Raw genomic sequence first — 23,648 nt, forward strand, 5'->3', positions numbered from 1 at the left:
CGGACGTGATCAGTCTGTTGGACAACCAGTCCACAGTCAAGACGCAATGTGCATGTCGTGGCAGGCTTACGAGGTCGCGGACGTCATCGACGCAGTTGCGCGGCCTTTCCTGATCGCCTGAGTCCTACGAGCCAAATCTCGGTCATGGCGTCGATGATCAGGTCGTTCGTCGCGTCGGTCCGATCGCCTGCGTCGGGAAGCAGATAGGCATAGGTCGCGCGAAATTGGACTGCCAGCAGCGCGACCTGTACATGAGCGCGATGACTTTCCCGCTCCGGGTACTGAGCAAGATAACGAGGCATGTAGTCGGCGAGATCCATGGCGTCCCGGTACGAACTGACGCTTTCGATGTTGGAGGCGGCGTCTGCCGCACCGAGGATGACCCGGTATCGCTCCATCCATCCGATGGCCGTCGCCATCCATGCGCGCATTGCAGTGCGAGTACCGTCCACGAGTACTTCGTCGAGGGCGCCGTACATCTGCTGTACCTCGGGAAGGAGCCGGCCGGTGAGGGTGGACACGATGTCCCGTTTGGTCGGGAAATGGAGGTAGAACGTCGCTCGCCCTGCACCGGCGGCGTTGACGATGTCGTCGATAGTGGTGGCGAGGTAGCCCTTCTGGGCGAATACGGCGATTGCTCCTTCGAGGATTCGTTCTCGCGTGAACGCGCGTTGTTGTTCTCTGATCGTCGCGCCCGACGAGTGTGGTCCAGCCATGAGCGAATGGTAACTGCTCTCGTGGTCGACCCCACGACTCGTTGGTTGCCCGGGTGTACAGGGAGGCGAAGCGACGGGCGCCATCGGGGGCTGCTCATACGGTATGCCGACGGTCATAGGAGCGTGAAGATGTGAAATTATTTACACAGAAGCCTTGACTTGATTGCTGTTGAGTAGTCACGATGTCTAATCATCAGCCAATGAATCCAAGGAGAAATCATGCGGATCGGTGTCACTCTGTACGCGCAGAACTACGGGGACTGGGATCGCTACGAGGCGCACGAGCGAGGGGAGGAATCGACCTCCACCGTCGACGGAACGGTCGATGCCCAGATTCTCTCCGACGAGATCGGCCTCGGGCTTCTGGTCGAAGAGCTCGGATTCGATTCGTTGTGGACCATCGAGCACCACGTGACCCCGTACACGATGGTGACCAATCCACTCCAGCTGCTGACTTTCTTCGCCGGCGCAACAAGCCGCATCGATCTGGGGACCATGGTGGTCGTCCTGCCGTGGCATCACCCGATTCGTGTTGCGGAAGACATCATCATGCTTCAACACGCGCTGCGCGGTCGCAAGGCGTTCATCGGATTCGGACGTGGAGCAGCCCAGCGCGAGTTCAAGCAGCTCGGGATCGATATGAACCAGTCTCGCCAGCTTTTCCACGAGGGCGTGGAGATCGTGAAACTCGCTCTGACCGAGGACGAGTTCTCGTACCACGGCGAAATTCATCACTTCGAGGATGTGTCCGTCCGGCCGCGGCCACGCGACGCTCAGGCACTGCTGGACAACCTCCATTTCTCCTGGGGTAGTCCCGCTTCCGCGCCAGTCGGTGCTGCGCACGGTCTCAAGCCGTTGATCATTCCGCAGAAGCCGTTGGACGAGTACCACGCAGATCTCACCGAATTCGGTAAGGCTCGCGCAGAGATCGGGCTCGAGCCTGCTCGCCCTCGTATGCACCTGAACATCATCTGTGTGGAAGACGAGCAAGAGGCGTACGACCTCGCGCACAAACACATCCCGGAATATGTCGACAGCGCGGCACGCGAATACGAACTGGGTGGTCAGCACTTCAAAACCATCAAGGGATACGAGCACTACGCGCGGATGGAGGTCGTCGACCGTAGCCACATCGTCAACGGCATGGCGAAGACGTACTTGGACAACCACATCTGGGGCACCCCTGCGCAGTGCTTGGACAAGATCAGGAGCTTGAGCGACAGGTTCCATCCCGAGGAGTTCATGCTCGTCTTCAAGTACGGGTCGATGTCGATCGAAACTGCCGAGCGTAGCCTTCGACTCTTCGCGGAAAAGGTACTTCCGGCCGCCCAGGCGATCGAGGTCTTGGAGCCCATCGTGTACACCGAGGCTGCAGCAGCTCAGTAGCAGAGGGACGATACCTCCTGGAGTACTCTGTTCCGAACCGTCAAGGACCTCACGTTTTCGGAAGGCAGTGTCGAATCAATGCCCAGAGCCACGGACCCGACTCCCGCTGTCGCAGCGAAGGGGTCCATCCGTGAACAGCAACGGGCGTTCACGCGTGATCGGCTGCTGCAGGGTGCCCAGGAGGTGTTCGCGTCGAAGGGATACGTCGCGAGCACGATCGACGAGATCGCGACCGCCTCGGGCGCAAGCCGGGCAACCTTCTATCTGTACTTCTCGACCAAGCTCGAACTCATCACCGAGCTCGGAGCGTCGGTGAAGGCAGAAACCCACGCCTTCTACGAGCAACTCGACGATGTGCTCGCCGATGGATCTCGTGATGCGCTGCTGGACTGGATGAACCGGTCGGTCGACTGGATGGACGGGCACAAGGTCGTCCTGAGCTCGTTGGACACCGCTCAGGTCGCGGAGGGTTCGCTGTCGTACGAGGACGCCCTGGGGCTGTCCGATCGCATGCCGCGCTACCTTGCGGGTTGGCGCGAGGCGGACAGACCGCAGGCTCGAATGCGAATTGCGCTGCTGGCGGCCCAGTTTCGCGCGATGTTCTCGTTTCTGCTTCGGACCGAGGACGTACGCAAAGATGTGTCCAACGCCGAGCTCGCCGAGGCCATGACCGACGTGTGGATGAGTGCTCTCAGTTCGTCGCCACCCGACGACGTGTGATCTTTTGCCGGCTCGGACACTGCGTCACCGATGCGGTCGTAGGTCAATCGTCGATGAGAGACCCACGACCGCATACGTGCCGGTAGCTACGCTGCCGGCACGTATGCGGTCCGGTCAGCGGTAGGCAGCGATCTCGATCTTCCCGACCCGACCACCGTCGACCACGACGCCCTCGTCGCACAGTCGATCGATCTCGGCGCCGAGGAGCCCGGCGTCGGTCAGCAGCGAACGACTCTGCTCACCGACTCCTGCCATGGCGAGTTCGGAACTGCGCTCGGTGCGGCTGAATCGTGCGTAGTGCGAGGGGAACAGCAGAACCTTTCCGTCGGGGCGCGTGACCGGTATGAAGTACTTCCCGCTCACTGAGTTGGGGTCGTTGGCGACGTCCGCGGTCGTTCGGGCCACCCGAGCCAACCCGCCGGCCTCGTGTATTCGCGAGATAGCCGTCTCGGCCGTCAGCTTTCCGATCGACAGGGCCAGTAGTTCGGCAACGTCGTCACCCTCGTCGGGGATCGCGTCGATTATTCCGGCGCGGACGAGAGTTTCCGCCGATTCGACGTGCAGTCGAATCCAGGTGCCCGAGTCCGCTGTCTCATAGAATCGGGACAGCGGTGTCGCGCCGCGGAAGTCGCGCCCACCCCGACTGACCGGCGATCGGTCCGCGAACTTCACCAACTCTCCGTTCAACATGTAGGCAGAGACAGCTGCCAGGGATGTCGAGACGTTCTGACTGACACCCTGCCGCTCACGCGCGAACAATGCGGCGCACACACCGAGAGCCAGTGCGGCTCCAGCACCGAGGTCGTTCGCAGCCACCGTATGAAAAATCGGCTCGTCGGCGCCGCCCTGAACGGACATCATTCCCGACATCGCTTGCAGCACCGGGTCGAAGCCGGGATCCGTGCCCAACGGTCCGATCCCACCGAATCCGGTGATCGACGCCGTGATGATGCGAGAGTTCACCAGCTCCAAAGCGGCGTGGTCGATTCCGAGCTTCTGCAGTACTCCGGGCCGGTAGTTGTCGAGAACCACGTCGGCCGTCTCGACCACTCGAAGGAACGCACGGTGGCCCTCGTCCTTACGGAGGTCGATAGCCAAGCTCTCGTTTCCGCGGTTGTAGATGTGGCCCCTGGGACGGAAGCTGTCACCGGCGGGCGGCTCCACCTTCACGACCTCGGCTCCGAGCCCGGCAAGGAGTCGGCCTGCGAAAGGACCGGCGACAACGGTGCCGAGATTGAGGATTCGAACCCCAGCCAGCGGACCGTCGGAAGGTGCCTCGTCGGACGTGGACACGGAATCGAGATGCTCCCACTCCGTGGACTGTTCGAAGCGGCGTGCGCGAAACGGTGCAAGCGGCGTGCGTGCGAACGTGACGGGAGACCCAGCCGTCACCGATGGGCCTTGACGCGGATCGTCCAACTCCACGCGCTGGCCGATTGCACCCAGCTGCGGCTGATCCAACCACTGCTCCGGCTCTCCCAAGGGGCCGCACGGGACGTCGGCTCTCTGCAGTGTCTCCAGCCAGTGGTCGCGGTCATGCGCAAGGAATGCCTCGGCGATCATCGCTCTGGTCCATCCCTGATTGGCGGGCAGGTAGAAATTCGCATCGTTGTGCGCGATTCGTGGGTCCTCGAGAATTTGCGGAATTCCCAAGGCCGCGAATGCAGATTTCATGAACTTGCCTGACAGTGCCGCCAGAAAGACCCATTCACCATCCGAGCAGCGGTAGGGCGAATAGTTGGGAGTGGGGCCGTGCGGGCCCACGGCCGTGTTCGGCGCAGGCGCTTCGGGATCGAGCAGTGAGGTAGTGGTGGCGGCGATGAGCGCGCCGTGCCGGGCGTCGACGGTCACGCACTGGCCGCGTCCTGACCGCTGACGTTCGACCAATGCGGCGACGAGCGCTGCCGCAGCCCAGACTCCCTGTGCGTAGCTGACGAACGGCACGACGAGTTCGATGGGGCCGCCGGTATAGGACGACTGCCGGGTGGAGAGCCCCGCCCACGCACACAGCATCGACTCGTACACCTGAGCGTCCGCTGAGGCTTCCGGTAGCAGGGTCGGCATGTCCAGGTGCACAACGCCCGAGGAGTCGATCACACTCGCGAAGGCATCGGACTGCGCATCGTCGGTGGTAACGACAACGTCGCATGCGTCGATCGCTGCCCGTTCGGCTTCGGGCGATCGGGGCTGGACCCGCTTGTTCCGGTGCCACATCACTTCTCCGGCGAGCCGATCCTCGCTGTCGCCGAAACGCACGACATCCGCGCCGAGATCGGCGAGCAGCATCGTCGCGGTCATTCCTCCGATGCTGTCGGTGAGGTCCACGACGCGTACGCCGTCCAATGGCGGCTTCGATGTGGTATTCACTGAGACCTCAACTCCTTTGCCACACCGAGGTGCAGTACTTCGGGACAGAAAACGAACACTGTCCAGAATCGCCCGTCGAGATCGACCTGTCGAGCGCGATGTCCGCAAGTCCCGCACCACGATATGCACAACACGGTTCGAGATCACGCTCTCTACCGTGGGACTGTGAACATGCGATATGGAGGTAGGTATGACCGGACTACGTGGTGACGCTGCGGTCGTGGGATTCGTGGAGTTGCCGGCGCAGCGACATCCGGTGGACAAGAATCTTTTCGGACTCGAACAGTGGTCTGTGTTGGCGGCTGCCGCACTCGAGGATGCAGGTCTGAGCGCAGGCGAGGTGGATGGTCTCGTCACCGGCGTCGGTGTGGAGTCCGCAGTGTTCGCGCCGGCGACTCTGGCCGAATATCTCGGCATTGCAGTCAATTTCGGTGAGTTCGTCGACCTGGGTGGTGCTACCGCCGCGGGCGCCGTGTGGCGGGCAGCTGCCGCGATCGAACTCGGCATCTGCCGAGCTGTGCTGATCGTGATGCCGGGAGGCTTGCCGCCCAGCTCGCCCCACTTCCCGCGGTCCGAACCGCCCTGGTTGGGCTCGTCGAGCGGGCGATACGGTTCGCCGCAGGCCGAATTCGAGATTCCGTACGGCTTCGTCGGCCAGAATTCGGCCTACGCGCAGATTGCCCGACTCTACGAACACACCTACGGATACGACGCGCGGGCACTGGCCAAGATCTCCGCCGATCAACGGGAAAATGCTTGTGCGACGCCCGGCGCCATCTTTCACGGCAAGCCGATTTCTGTCGACGACGTCCTCTCGAGCCCGATGGTCAGCGATCCGCTGCACCGGTTGGAAGTCGTCATGCCCGTCGCTGGCGGGGCCGGCGTCGTGGTGGCGAACAAAGACCTGGCGCGGCGGTCGAAGAACAAGCCCGTCTGGGTCGCTGGTTTCGGTGAGCGGGTCACGCACAAATCGCCGTCGAATGCGCGGGACATGCTTCGGAGCCCGCTGGCAGACGCGGCTGACACAGCATTTTCGATGGCCGAGGTGTCACGAGACGCCGTCGACATCGCGTCCATCTACGACTGCTACACGATCACCGTTCTGCTGAGTCTCGAGGACGCCGGCTTCTGTGACAACGGAAAAGGCGCCGAGTTCGTCAACTCTCACGACCTGACCTTCCGCGGTGACTTCCCACTGAACACGGCCGGCGGCCAGCTCGGTTACGGGCAGGCGGGGCTGGCAGGTGGGATGCACCATGTCGTCGACGGCGTACGGCAGTTGATGGGTCGCGCAGGCGACGCGCAGGTTTCCGACGCCGAAGTGGCCTTCGTCAGCGGAAACGGTGGCCTCATGAGCGAGCAGGTAGCTCTCGTACTGAAGGGTGACAAATGAGAACGATCGATGGCGTGCCGGTGCCGGTTCCGACCCCCGTCAGTCGTCCGTATTGGGATGCGTTGCGCCAGCACCGGATCGAGATCCAATACTCACCGTCGACGGATGCGTGGGTGTTCTATCCGCGAATTCTTGCGCCAGGCAGCCTGGCCGACGACCTCGAGTGGCGAGAGATCGAGGGGTCCGGCGTGCTGTCGACGTATACGATTTCGACGCGGCCCACTGCACCACCGTGGAAAGATGTTGTGCCGCAGTACCTTGCGATCGTGCAATGGGACCAGGGGCCGCGAATCTGCACCGAACTGGTCGATGTGGAGGATCCGACCGCGCTCACGGTCGGGATGGCAGTACTACCGGTGTTCGTCGACGTCGGTGACGACGTGACGTTGCTCAAGTATCGACCGGCCGTCTAGCGCGTCGATGACACATGATGTGGCCCCGGCGAACTCGTCGGGGCCACACCTTTCTGACGGATACCTTCCGATTCCGTCGACCGGATTCGAACTCTGTCCATATGATTGAGATAGATAGCACAAGACGAGTTCGAACAGAGAGAGTGACCGAGAATGTCAGTAGATACAACGGGCACGGGTGCGGTTGTGAAGCCGTTTCGAATCGATATTCCACAGAGCGAGGTGGACGACCTGCAGCGTAGGCTCGAGCAGACCCGCTGGTCGGAGCCTCTCGACGTCGCTGACGGTGTCGGTGGAATCGCGCGCGCCACACTCGAGCGGTTGTTTGCTCGGTGGCGTGACGACTACGACTGGAACCGCGAGCAGGAATCGCTCAACCGGTTCGCGCAGATCCGTGTCGACGTGGACGGGCAGCCTGTGCATGCAGTCCACGTACGGTCGGATCGGCTCGACGCTGTTCCACTCGTTCTGCTGCACGGGTGGCCCAGCACGTTCGCCGAATATCGAGACGTCATCGAACCGCTCACATCTCCTGCGCGAGAGAACGATCCCGCATTCCACGTCATCGTGCCGTCGCTGCCGGGATACGGCTTCTCCACCCCGTCGCCGGGTGTCGGTTGGAACTACCGACGAATGGCTACTGCCGTCGTCGGCCTCGTCGAAGCACTCGGCTACGACTGTTACCTGGTGCACGGTTCCGATGCCGGTCAAGCAGTTGCCGAATCGATCGCTCGCGAGTTTCCCGAGCGTGTCATCGGGCTGCACATCAATGTCGGTGGGGTCAGATTCGCTTCTCAACACGCGACCGAAACCCCAGCCGACGACAAACAGCGCGCAGCGATCGAGCGGCTTCAGTCGTACTTGAAGGACAAGTCCGGGTACGCATTTCTGCAGAGCACTCGACCGGAAACGTTGTCGTACGGCCTGACCGATTCACCCATCGGGCAACTCGCCTGGATCGCCGAGAAATTCATCGAGTGGGGAGACCCGGGTTTTCCGGTCGACGACGACCACATTCTGACCACGGTCTCGCTGTACTGGTTCACCCGAACTGCGGCGTCCGCGGCACGGTTCTACCGTGAGTCCTACGCGCTCGGTGCCGTCGAGCCTGCCGTGGAGGTTCCGACCGCAGTGGCGGCGTTCCCCAATGACATCGTTCCCGCAGTCAGAGAGTGGGCGGAGTCCAGTTTCGACATCGTCCAGTGGACCGACATGGAGGCGGGTGCGCATTTTGCTGCACTGGAGAGGCCTGATCTGCTGATCGGGTCCATCCAGAAATTCGCTGCTTCGCTCGCATAGCTCGAACGGCTGTGCCTCGAACGACTGTACTTCGAACGACTGTACTTCGAACGACTGTGTCCGAACCGCGTGAGATAGTGGCGGTTCGGACACAGTCGGTTGTGAAGAAGAAACCCAACCGCTACGAGCGGTCTTCGAATTGCCTGTGGGTTTCCCCGATGCTGACCGGAGACCCGGCCGACCACCCGCCGTCGACGGCGAACTCCGAACCGGTCGTGTAGCTTGCTGCGTCGGAGGCGAGGAATAGCACGGTATTCGATACTTCCTCGGGTTCCGCCATCCGATTCAGCGCAATCTTTCCGATCACGACGTCGTCTGCGGTGTCCTTGATCATGGGGGTTCGGATGTAGCCCGGATGAACCGAGTTGACGCGAATACCGTACGGTGCCAATTCCATCGCCGCGGTCTTGGTGAGGCCGCGAACAGCGAACTTGGACGCGGTGTAATTGGCGCTGAACGGAGTTCCGATCAACCCGGCAAACGACGAGATGTTGACGATGGAACCTCCGCCCGCCTTCTTCATCGATCCGATGGCCGCGCGGATGCCGAGAAACGTGCCGTCGAGATTGATGGTGAGGACTCTGCGCCAGGACTCGAGAGTCATGCTCTCCAGTAGTCCGCCTGCACCGATGCCTGCGTTGTTGATCAGGACCGAAATCGGGCCGAACTCGCTCTCGGTGTACTCCATGAACGACGCCCAATCATCTTCGTCGGAGACGTCGAGATGGTGAAAGCGGGCGTTCTCGCCCAATTCGTCCGACAGTGTTTTCCCGAGTTCGTCGTTGACATCACCCAGAACTACACGACCGCCCTTCTCGACGAATGCTCTGGCGTGCGCGGCGCCCATTCCACTTGCGCCGCCGGTGACGACGATGACTTTGTCGGTGAAGTTGATATCCATTGGATGTGTCCTCTACAGAAACGGATAGTCGGTGTAACCGCGGGCGTCTCCTCCATAGAAGGTCGCCGCGTCGGGTTCGTTCAGCCCAGCGCCGATGGTCCAGCGTTCGACGAGGTCGGGGTTGGCAATGAACCGACGTCCGATGGCCACGGCGTCCGCAGGTCCGGCGGAGACCAATTCCTCGAGCTCGGCGGGCGTCAATTCGCGCTCGAATCCGGCATTGACGACCAAGGGTCCGCTCCACGCGTTCCTGATTCGACTCAGGACTTCGGCACCGGGGTCGACGAGGGCGTGAAGGTAGGCAAGCCCGAGCCCGTCGAGTGCCCCGAGCAACGAACCGTATGCACCCCAGCTGTCTTCTTCGCTGATCGCACCGGCAGGGCTTCCCGGTGAAATTCGGATACCGACTTTGTCGGCACCGATCGCAGCCACGACGGCTTCGACGACCTCGATGACGAAACGCGCACGATTGTCTCCGTCACCGCCGTACGCATCGGTTCGCTTGTTCGTTCCGTCTGCGAGGAACTGGTGGAGGATGTATCCGTTGGCGGCGTGGAGCTCGACGCCGTCCAATCCCGCAGCGACCGCGCGGCGGGCCGCGTCGACGAATTCTGCTGCAATGCCGGGCAACTCGGGAGTGTCCAGGGCGCGAGGCACTGGAATATCCTTCATGCCTTCCTTGGTGAACATCTGGATACCCGGCGCAATCGCGGACGGCGCAACCGCCTCGTGACCGGAGTTGTCCGGATGTGAAATTCGACCGGCATGCATGATCTGCACGAAGATCTTTCCGCCGTTGGTGTGCACTGCGTCGGCGATCTCGGCCCAGACCGCCTGTTGGGCATCGGTGTGCAGGCCGGGGGAGTTGGTGTACCCCTTTCCGACAGCGGAGGGCTGAGTGGCCTCGGAAATGATCAGACCGGCACCGGCGCGCTGACGGTAGTACTCCACGACCAGGTCGGTCGGGGTTCCGTCATCGTTGGAACGGGCACGGGTGAGTGGCGCCATGAAAAGACGATTCTTCGCCGCCAGGGTGCCGATTTCGATCGGCTGCAGCAGGGCTGAATCGGTGGACAGGCCGGGCACGGTTACCTCCGTCGTGGAACACGTTGGTCGAGGGACGTTCGTCGAGAGGGGATGGTTATTTTGTTTTCTCGTAGGGGAGTGCGGAGTCAGCTGTGCGAGGCGAACTCTTGGATGAGGCCAGGCGGCAGGCCGATCGATTTGACCTCGACGAACGATGCCAAACCTTCCTGTCCCATCTCGCGTCCGATGCCACTGGCGCGAAAGCCGCCCATCGGTGACTGCAGACCCGAGGATGCGCCGTTGACATCGAGGCCACCGGCACGAACCTGCCTGGCGACCCGTAGTCCGCGATGAAGGTCGCTCGTGTACACGGAACCGGCAAGGCCGTACTCGGAGTCGTTGGCGAGCCGGATGGCTTCCTTCTCGTCGCCGTTCGGAAAAGGCGTGACCGTGACGACGGGACCGAATATCTCTTCCTGCGCGATTCTCATCGAGTTCTCGACGCCGACGAGCAACGTGGGTTCGACGTAGTAGCCGCGATCGAGGTCGCCGGGACGACCGCCGCCCCTGACCACCTGTGCTCCTGCGTCGGTTCCGATCCGGATATAACCCTCGACTCGGTCGCGTTGCCTCGCCGAGACCAGTGGGCCGACCTCCGTCGCAGGATCGTGCGGATCGCCGACGGTGATCGTATCCATCATCGTCGCCAATCGCTCCACCAGCTCGTCATGCGCGCTGGCCTCCACCAGCAGACGGGTGCGGTTGACGCACATCTGACCGCTGTTGCCCATGGCACCGAAACGGAGAGCAGCGACCGAAGCCTCCAGATCGGCGTCGGCGAACACCACGCCTGCAGATTTGCCGCCGAGCTCGAGGGTGACGCGCCGAAGATCGTTTCCGCAGATACTTGCAATCCGCCTGCCTGCCAACGTGGAACCCGTGAATGCGACCTTGTCGACCCCGGGGTGCGAGACGAGGTACTCGCTCACCGCCCTGTCGGCAGGAACGATGTTGACCACACCTGCCGGTACACCTGCGTCGTCGAGCATCTCCCCGAGCAGCAACGCGTCGATGGCGGTCTCCGGCGCAGGTTTCAATACGACGGTGCAGCCGGCGATCAACGCGGGAGCGATCTTCAGCATCGCGCTCGCATGCGGTGAGTTCCACGGGATCACCGCTGCCACGACACCGACAGCCTCCCGCGTGATCAACCCGGTGCCGGTGGACGACGGACGAATCTCTTCGAAGGGGAAGCTCTCGGCGGCCTCGATGTACGACTCGATCAACATGGCTGGACTCGCAGCCTGCATGCCTCGAGAAAGGGATATGGGGCAACCCATTTCATCGGTGATCAGAGTGGCGATCTGGTCCGACCTGTCCCGGTACACCTTGACGAGTCTCCGAAGCACGTCGACGCGATCTGCGCGGGGGCGAGTGGGCCAGTCGGTGGCGTCGAACGTGTGGCGGGCGGCCGCCACAGCCCGATCCACATCGGCGTTGGTCGCCGATGGGACACGGCCGAGAGGAAGTTCGGTAACAGGTGTGATGACTTCGATCGTCTCCTCACCCGAGGATCGAACCCATTCACCGCCTATGTACAGGTGGTCGTAACTCACGCCGTGGCGCACCGTCATTGAAAATCCTCTCGAGTTCTGAATTCACACCCACACCCGAAGATGTGCTCGTACTTGCTACTTGCTGCGGACGACTATTCCGCGCAGGTTCTTACCGTCGAGCAGATCCTGATATCCCTCGTTGATCTGATCGAGCGAGTATCGGTTGGAGATCAGCTCGTCGAGTTTGAGCTTTCCCTGGCGATACAGATCGATGAGGCGCGGAATGTCGAGCAGCGGACTGAGCGAACCGAACATCGATCCCTGAACCCGCTTCTCGTACCCGATCATGTAGTTGCCGTTGAGCACGATGGTGTTGTGTGCCGAGTTACCGACCGCGGTCAGCGTTACCTGACCACCCTTACCGATGATGTCGAAGGCCTGTGAGACGACTTCTTGATCGGTGACTCCCACAGTGATGATGGAGTTCTCGGCCAAGGCACCCCACGTCACCTCCTTGACGAAGTCGAAAGCCTCCTGGTGCGTCTCGAACGTGTGCGTTGCGCCGAAGTCCATGGAGGCGGTCCGCTTCATCGGATTCGGATCGACCACCACCACGCGGGCTGCGCCGGCCAGCGCAGCGCCCTGGACAGCGTTCATGCCGATACCGCCGGCGCCGTAGATGACCACTGTCTGTCCGGGTCGAACGTTGGCCGTCTTGGTCGCGCTGCCGAAACCGGTGGGGACTCCGCACCCCAGCAGAGCCCCGAGCTCGAACGAAATATCGTCGGGGAGCGGGATGCACGCGTCCTGGGAAATCACGATGCGCTCGGAGAAAGTTCCTGTCGCACAGAAGCCGCCGAGGTCGGTATCACCCGAGTGCATACGGAACGTGCCGTCGAACATCTTGCCCGTTCCTGCGTGTAGACCGTTGTCGCAGAGGTTGTGCTTACCGGCCAGGCACGGTCGACACACGCCACAGGTAGGGATGTATCCGATGATGATGCGATCGCCGACCTTGGCACGACGCACACCAGGTCCGACCTTCTCCACGACGCCTGCGCCCTCGTGACCGCCGACAACGGGGTAGCGAGGAGGTGAGTCACCCGTCCGGATGTGGTCGTCCGAGTGGCACAGACCAGCGGCCTCGACTCGGACGAGCACTTCGTGTTCCTTGGGGTCGTCGAGCCCGAGGTCGACGACTTCCCAGGGCTTGCCCTTCTCCCACATGACCGCCGCGCGAGTGTGATTCGCCATCGGAGTTCCTCTCATTGTGCTGATGCTGACCGAGTGACCGAGACCCACCTGACCGGCGGCCATCGTCGCCTGCGAGATCTACCCGGTTCACGGTGGTGCCGACTCGGTGTTCGCGAAAAAACGAAAGGCAACGCTGCCCGAAACTGTACGGAGCGTCTCGACAGTCGACAATAAGGCCAACGAGCGATCGATGTAAATGATTCAGCCGAAATTGCAACGGTGAACAACGAAACCCGCAACGCGTCGTACGTTCGTTCGACCGAAGGCGGGCGTGCCTCGAGAAACGGCGTCGTCGCGCCGGCTGGCATACTGTGTGCATGCCAGCCGGACGTCCACGGTCCGAGACCGCGCGGAATGCGATTCTCGACGCGACACGCATCGAGCTCGGAAACCGCGGATACGACAAATTCAGTATCGACCGCGTGGCTCTCGCGGCAGGCGTATCCAAGCAGACGGTCTATCGCTGGTATCCGTCCAAAGCATCGCTGGTCGCCGAATGTCTGCTCCACGGCTACCTTCTCGTTCCGATGATCGAACTCGACGACAGTGGGGACGTTCACGCGGACATCAGCGCATGGATGCTGAGATTCATGCACGTCACCGAGGACGACGGCGCGGTTGCTCTCATTCGGGCAGCCGCTGCCGCCTCTGCGGAGGATGCCGAAATCGCTCGCGGGTTCCAGGAGCAGGTGGGTTCTCGTGCGCGCTCGGCTGTCGCTGCGCGCGTGCTACGCGGCCAGGAATGCGGCCAGGTCAGGTCGGGAGCGCCGGCCAGTACGGTCGCCGAGATCATCGTCGGCTCGTTGATGCACCGACTGTTCATTCACGAGCAGATCACCGCCGAGTTCATCGATCAGGTGACTCAGGTCGTGTTCGATGGAATCGGGCCTGTTCACGGCAGTGCTCCCGATTCCCGGGTGGTCACCTCTTCCCCCGCAGTCACCTCTTCCCCCGCAGTCACCTCTTCCCCCGCAGTCACCTCTTCCCCTGACGTCACCACTGCGGACCGGTAGTTCGATCCGGCAGCTGCTGTGCCACCGAGTACGGGTGTGTGCCTGGTCATAGTGAACTATTCCACACTGTTTCGACGTGCCCTTTCGTCGGCCTCGCGATAGCCTCGATCTCTAACCGGACTCCAGGGTCCATTTATTTGAAGGTAGAGACGATGACGACACCGAACGATGCGCCCGGCCTGCGCACGAAGCCTTCCGCGAGGACCGTGACCTTGGTCCTGGCGCTGGGCGCTGCTGCATTCTCCCTGGCGCAGACCACTATCGTGCCTGCCCTCGGTGACCTGGCGGTATCGCTCGACACCTCGGCCGGCAACGTCGCGTGGGTACTGACGGCCTACCTCATCTCCGCAGCGATCATGACTCCGGTCATCGGGCGGCTGGGGGATATGTACGGAAAGCGCCGATGGATGCTCATCGTGCTCGTCGTGTTCACTGCGGCGAGCGTGGTTGCAGCTCTGGCGCCGAATATCTGGATACTCATCGCGGCCCGGGTGGTCCAAGGCGTCGGCGGCGGATTGTTCCCGCTGTGCTTCGGAATCATCGCTGATGTACTCGATCGACGAGCACGTGCCGCGGCACTGGGTCTGATCTCGGCTATCGCCGGGCTCGGCGCAGGAGTGGGTCTGCTGCTCGGAGGTCTTCTGGTCGACCACGCCACCTGGCATTGGATCTTCTGGGTCGGCGCGGCCCTGTCCGGATTGGCTGCAGCAGGAGCGACGTTGCTGCCCAAGATCGCACCTCGGTCCACTGGTCGAATCGACTTCGTCGGACTCGCCCTCCTCGCTGTCGGCCTCACTGCACCTCTGCTCGCACTCAGCAAAGGTGCGTCCTGGGGCTGGACGTCGGGATCCACGCTCGGACTCGCCATCGCAGGGCTCGTCGTACTGGTCGGCTTCGTTGTCTTCGAAAGCAAAGTCTCCGACCCGCTGCTCGATGTTCGAGCGTTGACTCGTCCGATCGTGCTCGTCACCAATATCGCGACGCTCCTGGTCGGTGCGAGCATGTTCGGGATCTTCGTGCTGATACCCCAACTGTCCCAACTACCGGAGAGTTCGGGCTTCGGATTCGGTCTCGACGCCACCGGCGCAGGCCTGGTTCTGTTGCCGGGATGTCTCGGACTGCTCGTGGCGGGTGCAGTGGCCGGACGGATGATCGCTCGCTTCGGTGGCAAGCTCGCCCTGCTGGTCGGAACCCTGATCACGACCATCGGCTTGGCGCTGCTCGGAATCGATCACAGTGGCCTCGGCCAGATCATCGGTTTTTCGACGCTGGTGCTCGTCGGTGTGGCGATGAGCCTGTCGTCTCTACCGAACTTGATCATGGACAACACGCCCGCGAGTGAACGAGGCCAGGCAACAGGGATCAACGTCCTCTTCCGTTCGCTCGGTACGGCCATCGGATCGCAGGTCGTGGGCACCCTGATCGCCGGAAGTGTTCAGGAAGGCAGTCCGCTGCCGCAGGACAGCGCATTCACCGATTCGTTCTGGCTAGCGGCCGGTGCCTCCGTCATCGCCCTTGCGGTGGGCTTCGCGCTGCCGAAGGCGCGGCGAACGGACGACGTGGACGAGCAGGCAGAGGCTGCCGCAGTGGTGTGATGCACACTGAAGCGGTGACGATGGACGAACGCCAGACACAACCGGACTGGTCGACCAAGCGTGCCGATGCGCGTGCGAATCACGAGCGGATACTGGTGGCGGCCGTGGAACTGTTCGCGGAAAACGGCGTCGGGGCCACCATTCCTCAGATCGCCGAGCGTGCGGGAGTCGGGAAGGCGACCGTCTACCGGAGTTACCCGACCAAGCAGGACCTCGTCGCCGCAGTGGCCTCGTTTCAGCTCGACTGGTTCGACCGGTACATCAACGAAGCAGCCGAACGCTCGGAGGATCCGTACGGCACCCTCCACACGCTGTTCCATGGGATCGTCGATCGACTGGCGCGCGATCGATCCCTGGCCGAGTCGCTTCCCCGCATGGCCAACCACAGCGCCGCGTTCGACAGCATTATCGCGGCCGGTCAGCAGCAGGGGAGTGTTCGACAGGATGTGTCGGCACACGATGTCCGTGTTCTTTTCGGCGGAGTGTCGCGAGTGCTGTTCGATCAGGGCGAGCACTCGCCTACGGCGTGGCACAGATACGCCGACTTGATCCTCAACGCCATCGCCGAACCCGCCGTCACGCTCGAAAACGGCCGGCATTGGGGTGATTCGTAACCGAGCACGGTTTCGCGGTCCATTCGCGTCGAATTCCGCTTCGACAGGCTTCCCCGATGTATGGTCACAATCATTAGTATCGTGAGCTACCTTCTGACGCCGCTTCGAAGCGGTGCACGGGAGCGAACTCGAGCGTCGAAATAGAGGGGACCCCTGTCGTGAAGGGTTTGGCCGTCGTCGTAGGAGCATCGTCGGGTATCGGCGCCGAGATCAGTCGGTCGCTGGCCGAGCACTACTCGGTCATACTGGTCGCACGTCGTGAAGAAGAGCTGGAAAAAATCGCCGACGACGTCGGGGGGACCTACCTGGCTGTCGACATCACGTCGGCGGACGGCGTCCGCGGCCTCGCCGAGACGTTGCGCGAGAGGGGCCTGTCGCCGGAGTTGGTGGTGTACTCGGCCGGAGTCCTACGGGCCGATCCCGTGACGGATATGGCGATCGAGGACTGGGACGACATTCTGTCCGTCAACCTTCGTGGGGCCTTCCTCGTTGCACGCGAATTGGTTCCGCTCATGACAGCAGGGGGCCGTCTCGTTCTTCTGAGCTCGGTGGCAGCGATGAAAGGACGGCGGGCGCTGGCGGCCTACGCGGCGTCGAAAGCAGGACTCGAGAGATTCGCGGAGTCGCTCGCAACCGAACTGGAACCCCAAGGAATTGCGGTGAACGTCGTCGCACCGGGCCCCACACGAACTGCGATGATCGATCGACCCGATGCCCCGTCGGTACAACTCGACCCACGACGGGTGGCAGATGTGGTGAGCTGGCTCAGTCGCCTCCCGTTGGACGTCGTCATTCGCAAGATCGAGGTGCAGGCACCCGTGTCCGGGCCGTTCGCGGGTGGATACGAGCCCGGTTCGTCGTATCGAGCTCTCGAGGGCGACGATCGGGTAGCGGCGTCGACGTCGCAGCGGTCTCCGCTGGTCTGAGTGCCGGGCAGGTATTCGCGCGCCACGGCCACATCCCGGTTCGCCATTGGACCTGGGATGTGGCCGAGTACCTACATTCGTTCGACGCGGTTCTTCGAACGTTGCGCGGTGTCGCTGATCAGACGAGGGAGGCGGTCAGGCCACCGTCGAGGATGTAGTGGCTGCCGGTTACCCACGACGCTCGATCGGACGCGAGAAATGCCACCACTTCTGCGATGTCCTGCGGGGTGCCGAGACGTCCCTGCTTGGCGGCCACGAGGTCACCGAACGGAACCTGTGTTGCGGCCTCGAAATCGGGAATCAGTCGATCGACCATGCTGGTGTCTGCGAATCCTGGACATACCGCGTTGATTCGAACTCCCGACGGTCGCATCTCGACCGCTGCCACCCGGGTGAGTTGAATGAGCGCGGCCTTCGTCGCGCAATACGAACCGAGCAACGGACTCCCGCCGACACCGGCGACCGAGGAGATATTGACGATGTTTCCCTGAGACTCGATCAGCGGCCCGATCGCGGCCTTCATCGCCAGGAACGGTCCCCGCACGTTCACGGCGTAGATCTTGTCGAAGCTGTCGGTCGACTGCTGTAGCAACGGCGACGATATCTCGATACCGGCGTTGTTGACCAGAACGTCGAGACCACCCAGGATCTCCACAGCCTGAGCGACCGCGGTCTGGACCTGCCCCTCGTCGGTGACGTCACAGTTGGCGACACCGGCAGCGCCGATCTCCTCGGCCGCCGTGGCTGCCGCTTCTTCGTCGATATCGCTGACGACGACGTGGGCACCGCGCTCGATGAACAGGGCTGATATTGCCTTTCCGATGCCAGCGCCGGATCCGGTGACGAATACACGTTTGCCTTCGAGTTCGGTCATGGTGTGGTTCCTTTCGATGGTGACGGGAGTTGCATGGTGCTGCGTACTTCGGTCTTGAGGACCTTCCCGACCTTGGAGCGCGGTAGGTCGTCCCAGATCTGTATCTGCTTGGGTGCCTTGACGCTTCCCAGTCTCTCTTTGACGAACGCGATCAACTCTTCGCCGGATACCACGTGGTTCGGCCTGAGTTGAACTGCGGCGGTGACGCGTTCACCCCACTTGTCGTCGGGTAGACCGACGACTGCGCTCTCCTTCACCGCGGGATGTGTGAGTAGTGCCTGCTCGACCTCCGCCGAGTAGACGTTGAATCCGCCGGTGATGATCATGTCCTTCGCCCGATCGACGACGAACAGATAGTTGTCGTCGTCGAGGTATCCGATGTCGCCGGTGTGGTGCCAACCGAACGTGCTGACTTCGGCTGTGGCGTCGGGGTTCTCGTGGTAGCCGGGCATGACCAACGGTCCACGCACGACGATCTCGCCTCGCTCACCCCGACCGAGCACGGTGCCTCGGTCGTCCATGATCGCCACCGTCGTCAACGGTGTCGGTCGCCCTGCCGAAGCCAGACGCTCGGTCGCGATGGACCCGTCGTCACGAAAATGCTCGGCAGGAGAGAGGACAGCGATCATGTTCGGAGCTTCGGTCTGCCCGAACAGCTGCCCGAGGACGGGCCCGATGCGTGCGAGAGCCTCCTCCAGACGTGTCGGCGACATCGGCGCCGCTCCGTACCAGAGACATCGGAGCGAGGTCAGGTCCGTCGAATCGAGATCCGGATGATCGAGGACGCCGTAGATGACCGTCGGCGGGAGGAATGCGTGCGTGATGCCGTGGTGCTCGATGAGAGACAGGAACTTCCCGATATCGGGAGCCGGCATCACGACGACGTGTCCGCCCAAGCTCAATATGGGGAACGTCAGAACCCCCGCCGAATGAGTGAGCGGAGCGAGTGCCAGATAGCGCGGACGGTCGCCGAAGGGATAACTCATCAGCGCTGTCGCCGTCGAGACCATCATGTTCTCTTCCGTCAGGCGCACCCCCTTCGGTGTGCCCGTGGTTCCGCCCGTTCCGGCGATCATCGCAAGCCCGTCCGCCGGTCGTCGACGGGGGTCGAGCTCCCCACTGTTGTCGGCGAGCCATTGTTCGAAGGACACTGCGCCCGGCACATCTCCGTCGATGCATACCAGCCACTGCAACGCCGGTAGCTGGTCTCGGATACGCGCCACCAGATCGGCAAATGCGCTCTGGAAGAACAACAGTCGACATCCGAACAGATCGAACAACTGGCGGTTCTCGTCGGCCTCGTTGCGCGGGTTGATGGGACACCACACGGCTCCTGCTCGCGAGATGCCGAACACGCACATCAGTGCCATCGGATCGTTGGCGGAGAGCACCGCCACACGATCGCCGGTGTCGATGCCGGTGCGCTGAAGCGCACCGGCGATCGTCATCGTCCGGTCGTACACCTCGCCGTAGCTACGGGTGTCGTCGCCCATGGTGAGACAGGGTGCATCTCGGCCGAGAGAGACCCCTTTGTCCAGATAGTCGGACAGGCGCATCTGTTCGTCCTCAGCGGTGTGCAGTGACGATGGGGTCGAGCACCAAACCGAACGCTCGCAGCACTCCGAGCAGCTCGCGGTGGCCGAATGCCTGACAACTGGACGCGAATCCGACCGCCCGTGGCGGAGCCTGGAGTAGATGCGAGGCCGCGAACGCGTTCAGCAACGCGGTTTGTTTGTAGTTGCAATTTCCGTGAATGACGGTGTGCACGCGGCCGAGTGGGCCCGAGGCGTACACCGAATCCAGCGAGGTATTGATGCGTGGGTTCTCGCGTGGCGGTGTCTCGCTGCGCACCGACGCCGACACGGTGTCGATGATCTGGTACTTCTCGGCGTCCGTCTTGCCGTCCATCTGCTCCAGCGCTGCGGCGATGATCTGAGGAACGGCCAGCATCAACGGCCGGTTGATCACGCCGCCGAGTGCGCGAGCATTCGCCACCCGCGGATCGTTCTTGAACCACACCGGATGGGATGTCCCACCCCACGGCAGTGCCAGTCCGAGGTCGTGTTGGCCGGGCACGACGACCTGATACACACCGTCTTCCGCAGGCCATTCGACGTATTCGTTCTGCTCCAGGTAGAAGGCCTTCGAGAATGCTGCGTTGGTCAGGATCGTGTTGGTCGAGGCGACCGTCGGATGCCCCTTCCAGAAGACCTGGATGTCCAGCGTATCGAGTCCCGGCGTTTCGAGGCAGATGTTGGCGGCGATCTCGCCGATGCTGTACATCTGCGCCAAACCCGGTGTCAGCACCAGGTTCCGAGAGGCGAAGTCGCGTCCGTAGCGCGCCTCCACGTCGATCATCCAGTCCTGTTCACCGTTGGTGTCGGTGTAGTGTGCGCCGATCTCGAGGCACGCTTCGACGACTGCGTGCCCCCATCGTGAGAACGGGCCTACGGTGTTGAGCACCACCTCCGCCCCACGGAATGCCTCCACCAGTGCGTCCTTGGTGTGTTCGACCTCGACGACGTCGTACTCGACGGTCTCGATGCCCGGAACAGCGTCGACGATGCTCTTGACGCGGCTGTGGTCCCGGCCGGCAGCCAGAAACGGAATGTTGTACTCCCGCAGGTACTCACAGATCAGGCGGCCGGTGTATCCCGACGCACCGTAGACGACGACACGCTTGTCGGTTGGCATGGAAGAGGTCCTCTCGTGAGCGGTCCGCCATGTGGCAGACGGTCGTGGAACGCACTCGGACACCGAATGGGCTGTGAAACCCGCCGTGCTCCGTGTGCTGCGGATCACACTATGGCAATATTTGGACAGACGTCAAGAAAAAACTGGACGAGTGGCCAAAATCCTGTGCGAGACGTTCAGGCCTACACTGAGCGGCGAGTGATCTACGCGCGAAAGGACAACGAGAGATGACACAGACTGTCGATACCCGCGCGCGTATCGAGGAGAGAGCTCGCAACAAGTTCGAGGCCAAGCGCACCGAGCTGGCACGAGCGACGTTGCACACGCTCGCCGAGCTCGGGTACGCACGCACGTCGCTGCGGGAGATCGCGCAGAACTCCGAGTACTCGCACGGCGTGCTGCACTATTATTTCTCCGACAAACTCGACCTGATCACGCATGCGGTCCGTGAGTACGAGGCCATCTGCGTCACTCGATACGACGAAGTGGTCGGCGCCGCAGTCGACGCGGAGCACTTGCTCACCGATTTCGCCGACACGTACTTCGGCACACTCGTTTCGGACGCACGGATTCATCGCCTCTGGTACGACCTGCGTAACCAGAGCCTGTTCGGCGGCTCGTTCCGTGACGACGTACTCGAGATCGAGGAGCGGCGCGAGGAGATGATCTGGCGTGTTGTCGGCCGCTACTGCGCGTTACGTGATTCCGAACCGACGATCGACAAGGCGACCGCCTACGTCCTTCTCGACGGAATTTTCCAGCGCGCGCTGCTGCACCATTTTGCCGGACACGACGACGAAATCGCCGCTGGACGCGACCAGCTCGTCGCGGCCTTCGCGCTGCTCGATCTCGGCCGGTAGTGGGCCGTGAAGACCGATTTCAAGAAGAGCCTCGACTGCTACACGGCGAAGCGGGGCGAGTTCAGGATCGTCGATGTGCCTGCGCTGCAGTACTTGATGGTCGATGGACACGGTGACCCGAACACATCCCCGGCATACAGCGCCGCGATTGCCGCTCTGTATCCGATTGCCTACACGCTGAAATTCGCGAGCAAGAACGAGCTCGGCGAGGACTATGTCGTCATGCCCCTCGAAGCGCTGTGGTGGGCTGCCGATATGAACGCTTTCACCGTCGATCGGGACAAGACGCGATGGAGTTGGACCTCGATGATCATGGTGCCCGACTGGATCGACACTCAGATGTTCGATTCGGCTGTTGCCGCTGTCGCAGAGAAGAAAAAGATAGCCGGCCTCGGCAACGTACGACTCGAAACCATGAGGGAAGGCCGATGCGTACAGACGTTGCACGTCGGCTCGTACGACGACGAAGCCGGTGTTCTGGCGAGGCTCCACGAGGAGTTCATCCCGAGCGCAGGGCTTCGAATGACCGGAAAGCATCACGAGGTCTACCTCAGCGACGCCAGGCGGGTCGAGCCGTCCAGATTGAGGACGATCCTCAGACAACCGGTCACATCCGCGTCGTGAGGTCGTGAGGTCGTGTAAGGGTTGAACCTTCGACCGGCCGGGTACCTGCATCGAAGTGACGCAACGGTGCGGACGGGCGGAGGCAGTGGTGGAGAAGGCAGGGTCTCGATCGGATTCGAACACTCGACAGTCGTGGTGGGAGCAGACCATGGCGGTATGCCGTCGCCCAACACGTCGATCGGACAGCGCTGACGCGACAGCGCGTTCGCGGGCGCTCGACACCGAACAGGACACCACGGGAACATCCTGATCGCGCAGCACCTCCTGTCGCGCAGCCCCCCCTATCGCGGTGCACCGGCCTCCGGGCTCGTGGGCCTCGCTGCGGCCGTGGTCCCACGAATCACCAACTCGGGTTCGATGACGCACTCGCCGGGCTCGGCATCGGCAGTGTCGAGCATCGACACGGTGAACGCCAGCGCCCGGCGCGCGAGCTCGGCGCTGTCCTGGCGGACCGTGGTGAGATCGATTCGCGTCAGGCTCGACAAGGGGGAGTCGTCGTATCCCACGATCGAGACATCGTCCGGAATCGATACCCCTGCTTTCGTGAACCCGTCCATGACACCGAGAGCGCAGCGATCGTTGCCCGCCATCACCGCGGTGGGGAGGACGTCTTCCCCGAGCAGGACGGATGCAGCAGCCATACCGGCAGCCTCGTCGTGGGCTCCTGGGAAGACCCGAACGAAGGCGTCGAGCCTGTGGCGCCGCATTGCCGCGACGTAGGCGAGGCGGCGTTCGGTGGAGACCGCGTGCTCCCCGCCGTCGATGTGCACGATGTCTCGATGTCCCAACGCGACGAGATGCTCCACTGATTGTGCGATTCCGGTGGCATCAGCGGAACGAACTGTGTTGGCAGTGGCATCGGGCACCCCGCGACCGACGATCGTGAGCGCCGCACGCAACGCCACCGATCGCAGGTAGTCGGATTCGGACAGGGGATTGAAGAGGATCAGCCCCTCGCAGCGATGGCTCAGCAGTGCCTCGATCGCCTTGCGCTCGTCGCGGGTCGGGCCACTCGCCGACAGAAGCACCTCGTAGCCTGCGGCTTCGGCGGCGTCGTAGACAGTGCCGATCATCTCGGCCTGGAACGTCTGTTTGACGTCGGTCAGCACGCCGAGAGTGCGACTTCGACCCCGGGCCAGCAGCTGGGCAGCGCGGTCGGGCTGATACGCCAGTTCGTCGGCAGCCCGCAGTACCCGTCCTCGGGTGTCGTCGGACGCACCGGGTTTGTCGCTGAAGATCAACGACACCAGTGTTCGAGACACCCCGGCCCGCTCGGCCACGTCGGCCATCGTCGGGCGCCGCCGTGGCGACAGCTCGGAAGCATCGGCCGAGTTGTGCACGTGTCCTCCTGTCCTGCGTGACCACCGTCAAGCACGTGAGCCTAATGTCTTGACAATCACACATCAGTTCACAATAG

At 62.5% G+C, this 23,648-nt stretch carries 21 protein-coding genes; 11 read left to right on the forward strand and 10 right to left on the reverse strand.

All coding sequences use genetic code 11. The features are described from left to right. Nucleotides 1–83: 83 nt before the first annotated feature. Nucleotides 84–716, reverse strand: coding sequence for a TetR/AcrR family transcriptional regulator (locus tag RY1_RS01055; protein ID WP_072801672.1), 633 nt, complete (start codon nucleotides 714–716; stop codon nucleotides 84–86). Between the two features lie 219 nt (nucleotides 717–935). On the opposite strand from RY1_RS01055, the gene RY1_RS01060 reads away from it, so the two are divergent. Both RY1_RS01060 and RY1_RS01065 read left to right on the forward strand, forming a co-directional pair. Then, the gene (locus tag RY1_RS01060; RefSeq protein ID WP_072801673.1) at nucleotides 936–2,102 is read left to right on the forward strand and encodes an LLM class flavin-dependent oxidoreductase; all 1,167 of its coding nucleotides are present in this window, start codon (nucleotides 936–938) and stop codon (nucleotides 2,100–2,102) included. Between the two features lie 78 nt (nucleotides 2,103–2,180). Next, the gene (locus tag RY1_RS01065; protein WP_072801674.1) at nucleotides 2,181–2,822 is read left to right on the forward strand and encodes a TetR/AcrR family transcriptional regulator; all 642 of its coding nucleotides are present in this window, start codon (nucleotides 2,181–2,183) and stop codon (nucleotides 2,820–2,822) included. Between the two features lie 114 nt (nucleotides 2,823–2,936). Here the strand turns inward: RY1_RS01065 and RY1_RS01070 are convergent, their stop codons facing one another. Continuing rightward, nucleotides 2,937–5,189: a CaiB/BaiF CoA-transferase family protein gene (locus RY1_RS01070; RefSeq protein ID WP_169914538.1), complete on the reverse strand. Its 2,253-nt coding sequence runs from the start codon at nucleotides 5,187–5,189 to the stop codon at nucleotides 2,937–2,939. A gap of 190 nt (nucleotides 5,190–5,379) precedes the next feature. Here RY1_RS01070 and RY1_RS01075 point away from each other — a divergent pair, with 190 nt between their 5' ends. The 3 genes from RY1_RS01075 (at nucleotide 5,380) to RY1_RS01085 (ending at nucleotide 8,294) form a co-directional block, all read left to right on the forward strand. Continuing rightward, nucleotides 5,380–6,582 (forward strand): thiolase family protein, encoded by a 1,203-nt coding sequence (locus tag RY1_RS01075; protein ID WP_072801676.1) that lies wholly within the window; start codon nucleotides 5,380–5,382, stop codon nucleotides 6,580–6,582. Beyond that, nucleotides 6,579–6,995, forward strand: coding sequence for a Zn-ribbon domain-containing OB-fold protein (locus tag RY1_RS01080; RefSeq protein WP_072801677.1), 417 nt, complete (start codon nucleotides 6,579–6,581; stop codon nucleotides 6,993–6,995). Before RY1_RS01075 ends, RY1_RS01080 begins: the two co-directional genes overlap by 4 nt. A 153-nt stretch (nucleotides 6,996–7,148) precedes the next feature. Next, entirely contained in the window at nucleotides 7,149–8,294 is a 1,146-nt protein-coding gene (locus RY1_RS01085; protein ID WP_218019763.1) for an epoxide hydrolase family protein, read from the forward strand. Between the two features lie 121 nt (nucleotides 8,295–8,415). On the opposite strand, the gene RY1_RS01090 is transcribed toward RY1_RS01085, so the two are convergent. From RY1_RS01090 to RY1_RS01105, 4 genes are all read right to left on the reverse strand, one after another. Next, nucleotides 8,416–9,195 (reverse strand): glucose 1-dehydrogenase, encoded by a 780-nt coding sequence (locus RY1_RS01090; RefSeq protein ID WP_072801679.1) that lies wholly within the window; start codon nucleotides 9,193–9,195, stop codon nucleotides 8,416–8,418. 12 nt (nucleotides 9,196–9,207) lie between these two features. Further along, nucleotides 9,208–10,281, reverse strand: a complete 1,074-nt coding sequence (locus RY1_RS01095) for an alkene reductase (protein ID WP_072801680.1) — start codon at nucleotides 10,279–10,281, stop codon at nucleotides 9,208–9,210. An 86-nt stretch (nucleotides 10,282–10,367) separates the two neighbouring features. Continuing rightward, complete coding sequence (locus RY1_RS01100; RefSeq protein ID WP_072801681.1) at nucleotides 10,368–11,855, reverse strand: aldehyde dehydrogenase; 1,488 nt, start codon at nucleotides 11,853–11,855, stop codon at nucleotides 10,368–10,370. 57 nt (nucleotides 11,856–11,912) lie between these two features. Then, a complete protein-coding gene (locus tag RY1_RS01105; RefSeq protein ID WP_072802213.1) occupies nucleotides 11,913–13,031 on the reverse strand; it encodes an NDMA-dependent alcohol dehydrogenase in 1,119 nt (372 codons plus the stop codon). 317 nt (nucleotides 13,032–13,348) lie between these two features. On the opposite strand from RY1_RS01105, the gene RY1_RS01110 reads away from it, so the two are divergent. The 4 genes from RY1_RS01110 (at nucleotide 13,349) to RY1_RS01125 (ending at nucleotide 17,179) form a co-directional block, all read left to right on the forward strand. Next, nucleotides 13,349–14,044, forward strand: a complete 696-nt coding sequence (locus RY1_RS01110) for a TetR/AcrR family transcriptional regulator (protein WP_072801682.1) — start codon at nucleotides 13,349–13,351, stop codon at nucleotides 14,042–14,044. 152 nt (nucleotides 14,045–14,196) lie between these two features. Next, on the forward strand, nucleotides 14,197–15,639 hold the full coding sequence (locus RY1_RS01115; protein ID WP_084727096.1) for an MFS transporter: 1,443 nt from the start codon (nucleotides 14,197–14,199) through the stop codon (nucleotides 15,637–15,639). Nucleotides 15,640–15,659: 20 nt separating this feature from the next. After that, a complete protein-coding gene (locus RY1_RS01120) occupies nucleotides 15,660–16,253 on the forward strand; it encodes a TetR/AcrR family transcriptional regulator (RefSeq protein ID WP_139279711.1) in 594 nt (197 codons plus the stop codon). A gap of 158 nt (nucleotides 16,254–16,411) precedes the next feature. Next, nucleotides 16,412–17,179 (forward strand): SDR family oxidoreductase, encoded by a 768-nt coding sequence (locus RY1_RS01125; protein ID WP_072801683.1) that lies wholly within the window; start codon nucleotides 16,412–16,414, stop codon nucleotides 17,177–17,179. Between the two features lie 118 nt (nucleotides 17,180–17,297). On the opposite strand, the gene RY1_RS01130 is transcribed toward RY1_RS01125, so the two are convergent. From RY1_RS01130 to RY1_RS01140, 3 genes are read right to left on the reverse strand one after another with little or no spacing between them, the layout of a single operon-like run. Continuing rightward, nucleotides 17,298–18,053 carry an SDR family NAD(P)-dependent oxidoreductase gene (locus tag RY1_RS01130; RefSeq protein WP_072801684.1) on the reverse strand — a complete coding sequence of 252 codons (756 nt, stop codon included), beginning with the start codon at nucleotides 18,051–18,053 and terminating at the stop codon, nucleotides 17,298–17,300. Further along, nucleotides 18,050–19,609, reverse strand: coding sequence for an AMP-binding protein (locus RY1_RS01135; protein WP_072801685.1), 1,560 nt, complete (start codon nucleotides 19,607–19,609; stop codon nucleotides 18,050–18,052). Before RY1_RS01135 ends, RY1_RS01130 begins: the two co-directional genes overlap by 4 nt. 10 nt (nucleotides 19,610–19,619) lie before the next feature. Then, complete coding sequence (locus RY1_RS01140) at nucleotides 19,620–20,747, reverse strand: DUF5938 domain-containing protein (RefSeq protein ID WP_072801686.1); 1,128 nt, start codon at nucleotides 20,745–20,747, stop codon at nucleotides 19,620–19,622. 227 nt (nucleotides 20,748–20,974) lie between these two features. On the opposite strand from RY1_RS01140, the gene RY1_RS01145 reads away from it, so the two are divergent. Beyond that, nucleotides 20,975–21,607 (forward strand): TetR/AcrR family transcriptional regulator, encoded by a 633-nt coding sequence (locus RY1_RS01145; RefSeq protein ID WP_072801687.1) that lies wholly within the window; start codon nucleotides 20,975–20,977, stop codon nucleotides 21,605–21,607. Nucleotides 21,608–21,613: 6 nt separating this feature from the next. Next, nucleotides 21,614–22,231: a GyrI-like domain-containing protein gene (locus tag RY1_RS01150; protein ID WP_072801688.1), complete on the forward strand. Its 618-nt coding sequence runs from the start codon at nucleotides 21,614–21,616 to the stop codon at nucleotides 22,229–22,231. 281 nt (nucleotides 22,232–22,512) lie between these two features. Here the strand turns inward: RY1_RS01150 and RY1_RS01155 are convergent, their stop codons facing one another. Continuing rightward, nucleotides 22,513–23,520, reverse strand: a complete 1,008-nt coding sequence (locus RY1_RS01155; RefSeq protein ID WP_072801689.1) for a LacI family DNA-binding transcriptional regulator — start codon at nucleotides 23,518–23,520, stop codon at nucleotides 22,513–22,515. Between the last annotated feature and the right edge of the window lie 128 nt (nucleotides 23,521–23,648).

The organism is Rhodococcus yunnanensis NBRC 103083 (assembly GCF_001895005.1).
GTDB lineage: Bacteria > Actinomycetota > Actinomycetes > Mycobacteriales > Mycobacteriaceae > Rhodococcoides > Rhodococcoides yunnanense.

Bases quoted from the DNA above. Each gene is read 5' to 3' on its own strand.
- RY1_RS01055 (WP_072801672.1), bottom strand. From the start codon at position 716: ATGGCTGGACCACACTCGTCGGGCGCGACGATCAGAGAACAACAACGC.
- RY1_RS01060 (WP_072801673.1), top strand. From the start codon at position 936: ATGCGGATCGGTGTCACTCTGTACGCGCAGAACTACGGGGACTGGGAT.
- RY1_RS01065 (WP_072801674.1), top strand. From the start codon at position 2,181: ATGCCCAGAGCCACGGACCCGACTCCCGCTGTCGCAGCGAAGGGGTCC.
- RY1_RS01075 (WP_072801676.1), top strand. From the start codon at position 5,380: ATGACCGGACTACGTGGTGACGCTGCGGTCGTGGGATTCGTGGAGTTG.
- RY1_RS01080 (WP_072801677.1), top strand. From the start codon at position 6,579: ATGAGAACGATCGATGGCGTGCCGGTGCCGGTTCCGACCCCCGTCAGT.
- RY1_RS01085 (WP_218019763.1), top strand. From the start codon at position 7,149: ATGTCAGTAGATACAACGGGCACGGGTGCGGTTGTGAAGCCGTTTCGA.
- RY1_RS01090 (WP_072801679.1), bottom strand. From the start codon at position 9,195: ATGGATATCAACTTCACCGACAAAGTCATCGTCGTCACCGGCGGCGCA.
- RY1_RS01100 (WP_072801681.1), bottom strand. From the start codon at position 11,855: ATGACGGTGCGCCACGGCGTGAGTTACGACCACCTGTACATAGGCGGT.
- RY1_RS01105 (WP_072802213.1), bottom strand. From the start codon at position 13,031: ATGGCGAATCACACTCGCGCGGCGGTCATGTGGGAGAAGGGCAAGCCC.
- RY1_RS01110 (WP_072801682.1), top strand. From the start codon at position 13,349: ATGCCAGCCGGACGTCCACGGTCCGAGACCGCGCGGAATGCGATTCTC.
- RY1_RS01115 (WP_084727096.1), top strand. From the start codon at position 14,197: ATGACGACACCGAACGATGCGCCCGGCCTGCGCACGAAGCCTTCCGCG.
- RY1_RS01120 (WP_139279711.1), top strand. From the start codon at position 15,660: ATGGACGAACGCCAGACACAACCGGACTGGTCGACCAAGCGTGCCGAT.
- RY1_RS01130 (WP_072801684.1), bottom strand. From the start codon at position 18,053: ATGACCGAACTCGAAGGCAAACGTGTATTCGTCACCGGATCCGGCGCT.
- RY1_RS01135 (WP_072801685.1), bottom strand. From the start codon at position 19,609: ATGCGCCTGTCCGACTATCTGGACAAAGGGGTCTCTCTCGGCCGAGAT.
- RY1_RS01140 (WP_072801686.1), bottom strand. From the start codon at position 20,747: ATGCCAACCGACAAGCGTGTCGTCGTCTACGGTGCGTCGGGATACACC.
- RY1_RS01145 (WP_072801687.1), top strand. From the start codon at position 20,975: ATGACACAGACTGTCGATACCCGCGCGCGTATCGAGGAGAGAGCTCGC.
- RY1_RS01155 (WP_072801689.1), bottom strand. From the start codon at position 23,520: ATGGCCGACGTGGCCGAGCGGGCCGGGGTGTCTCGAACACTGGTGTCG.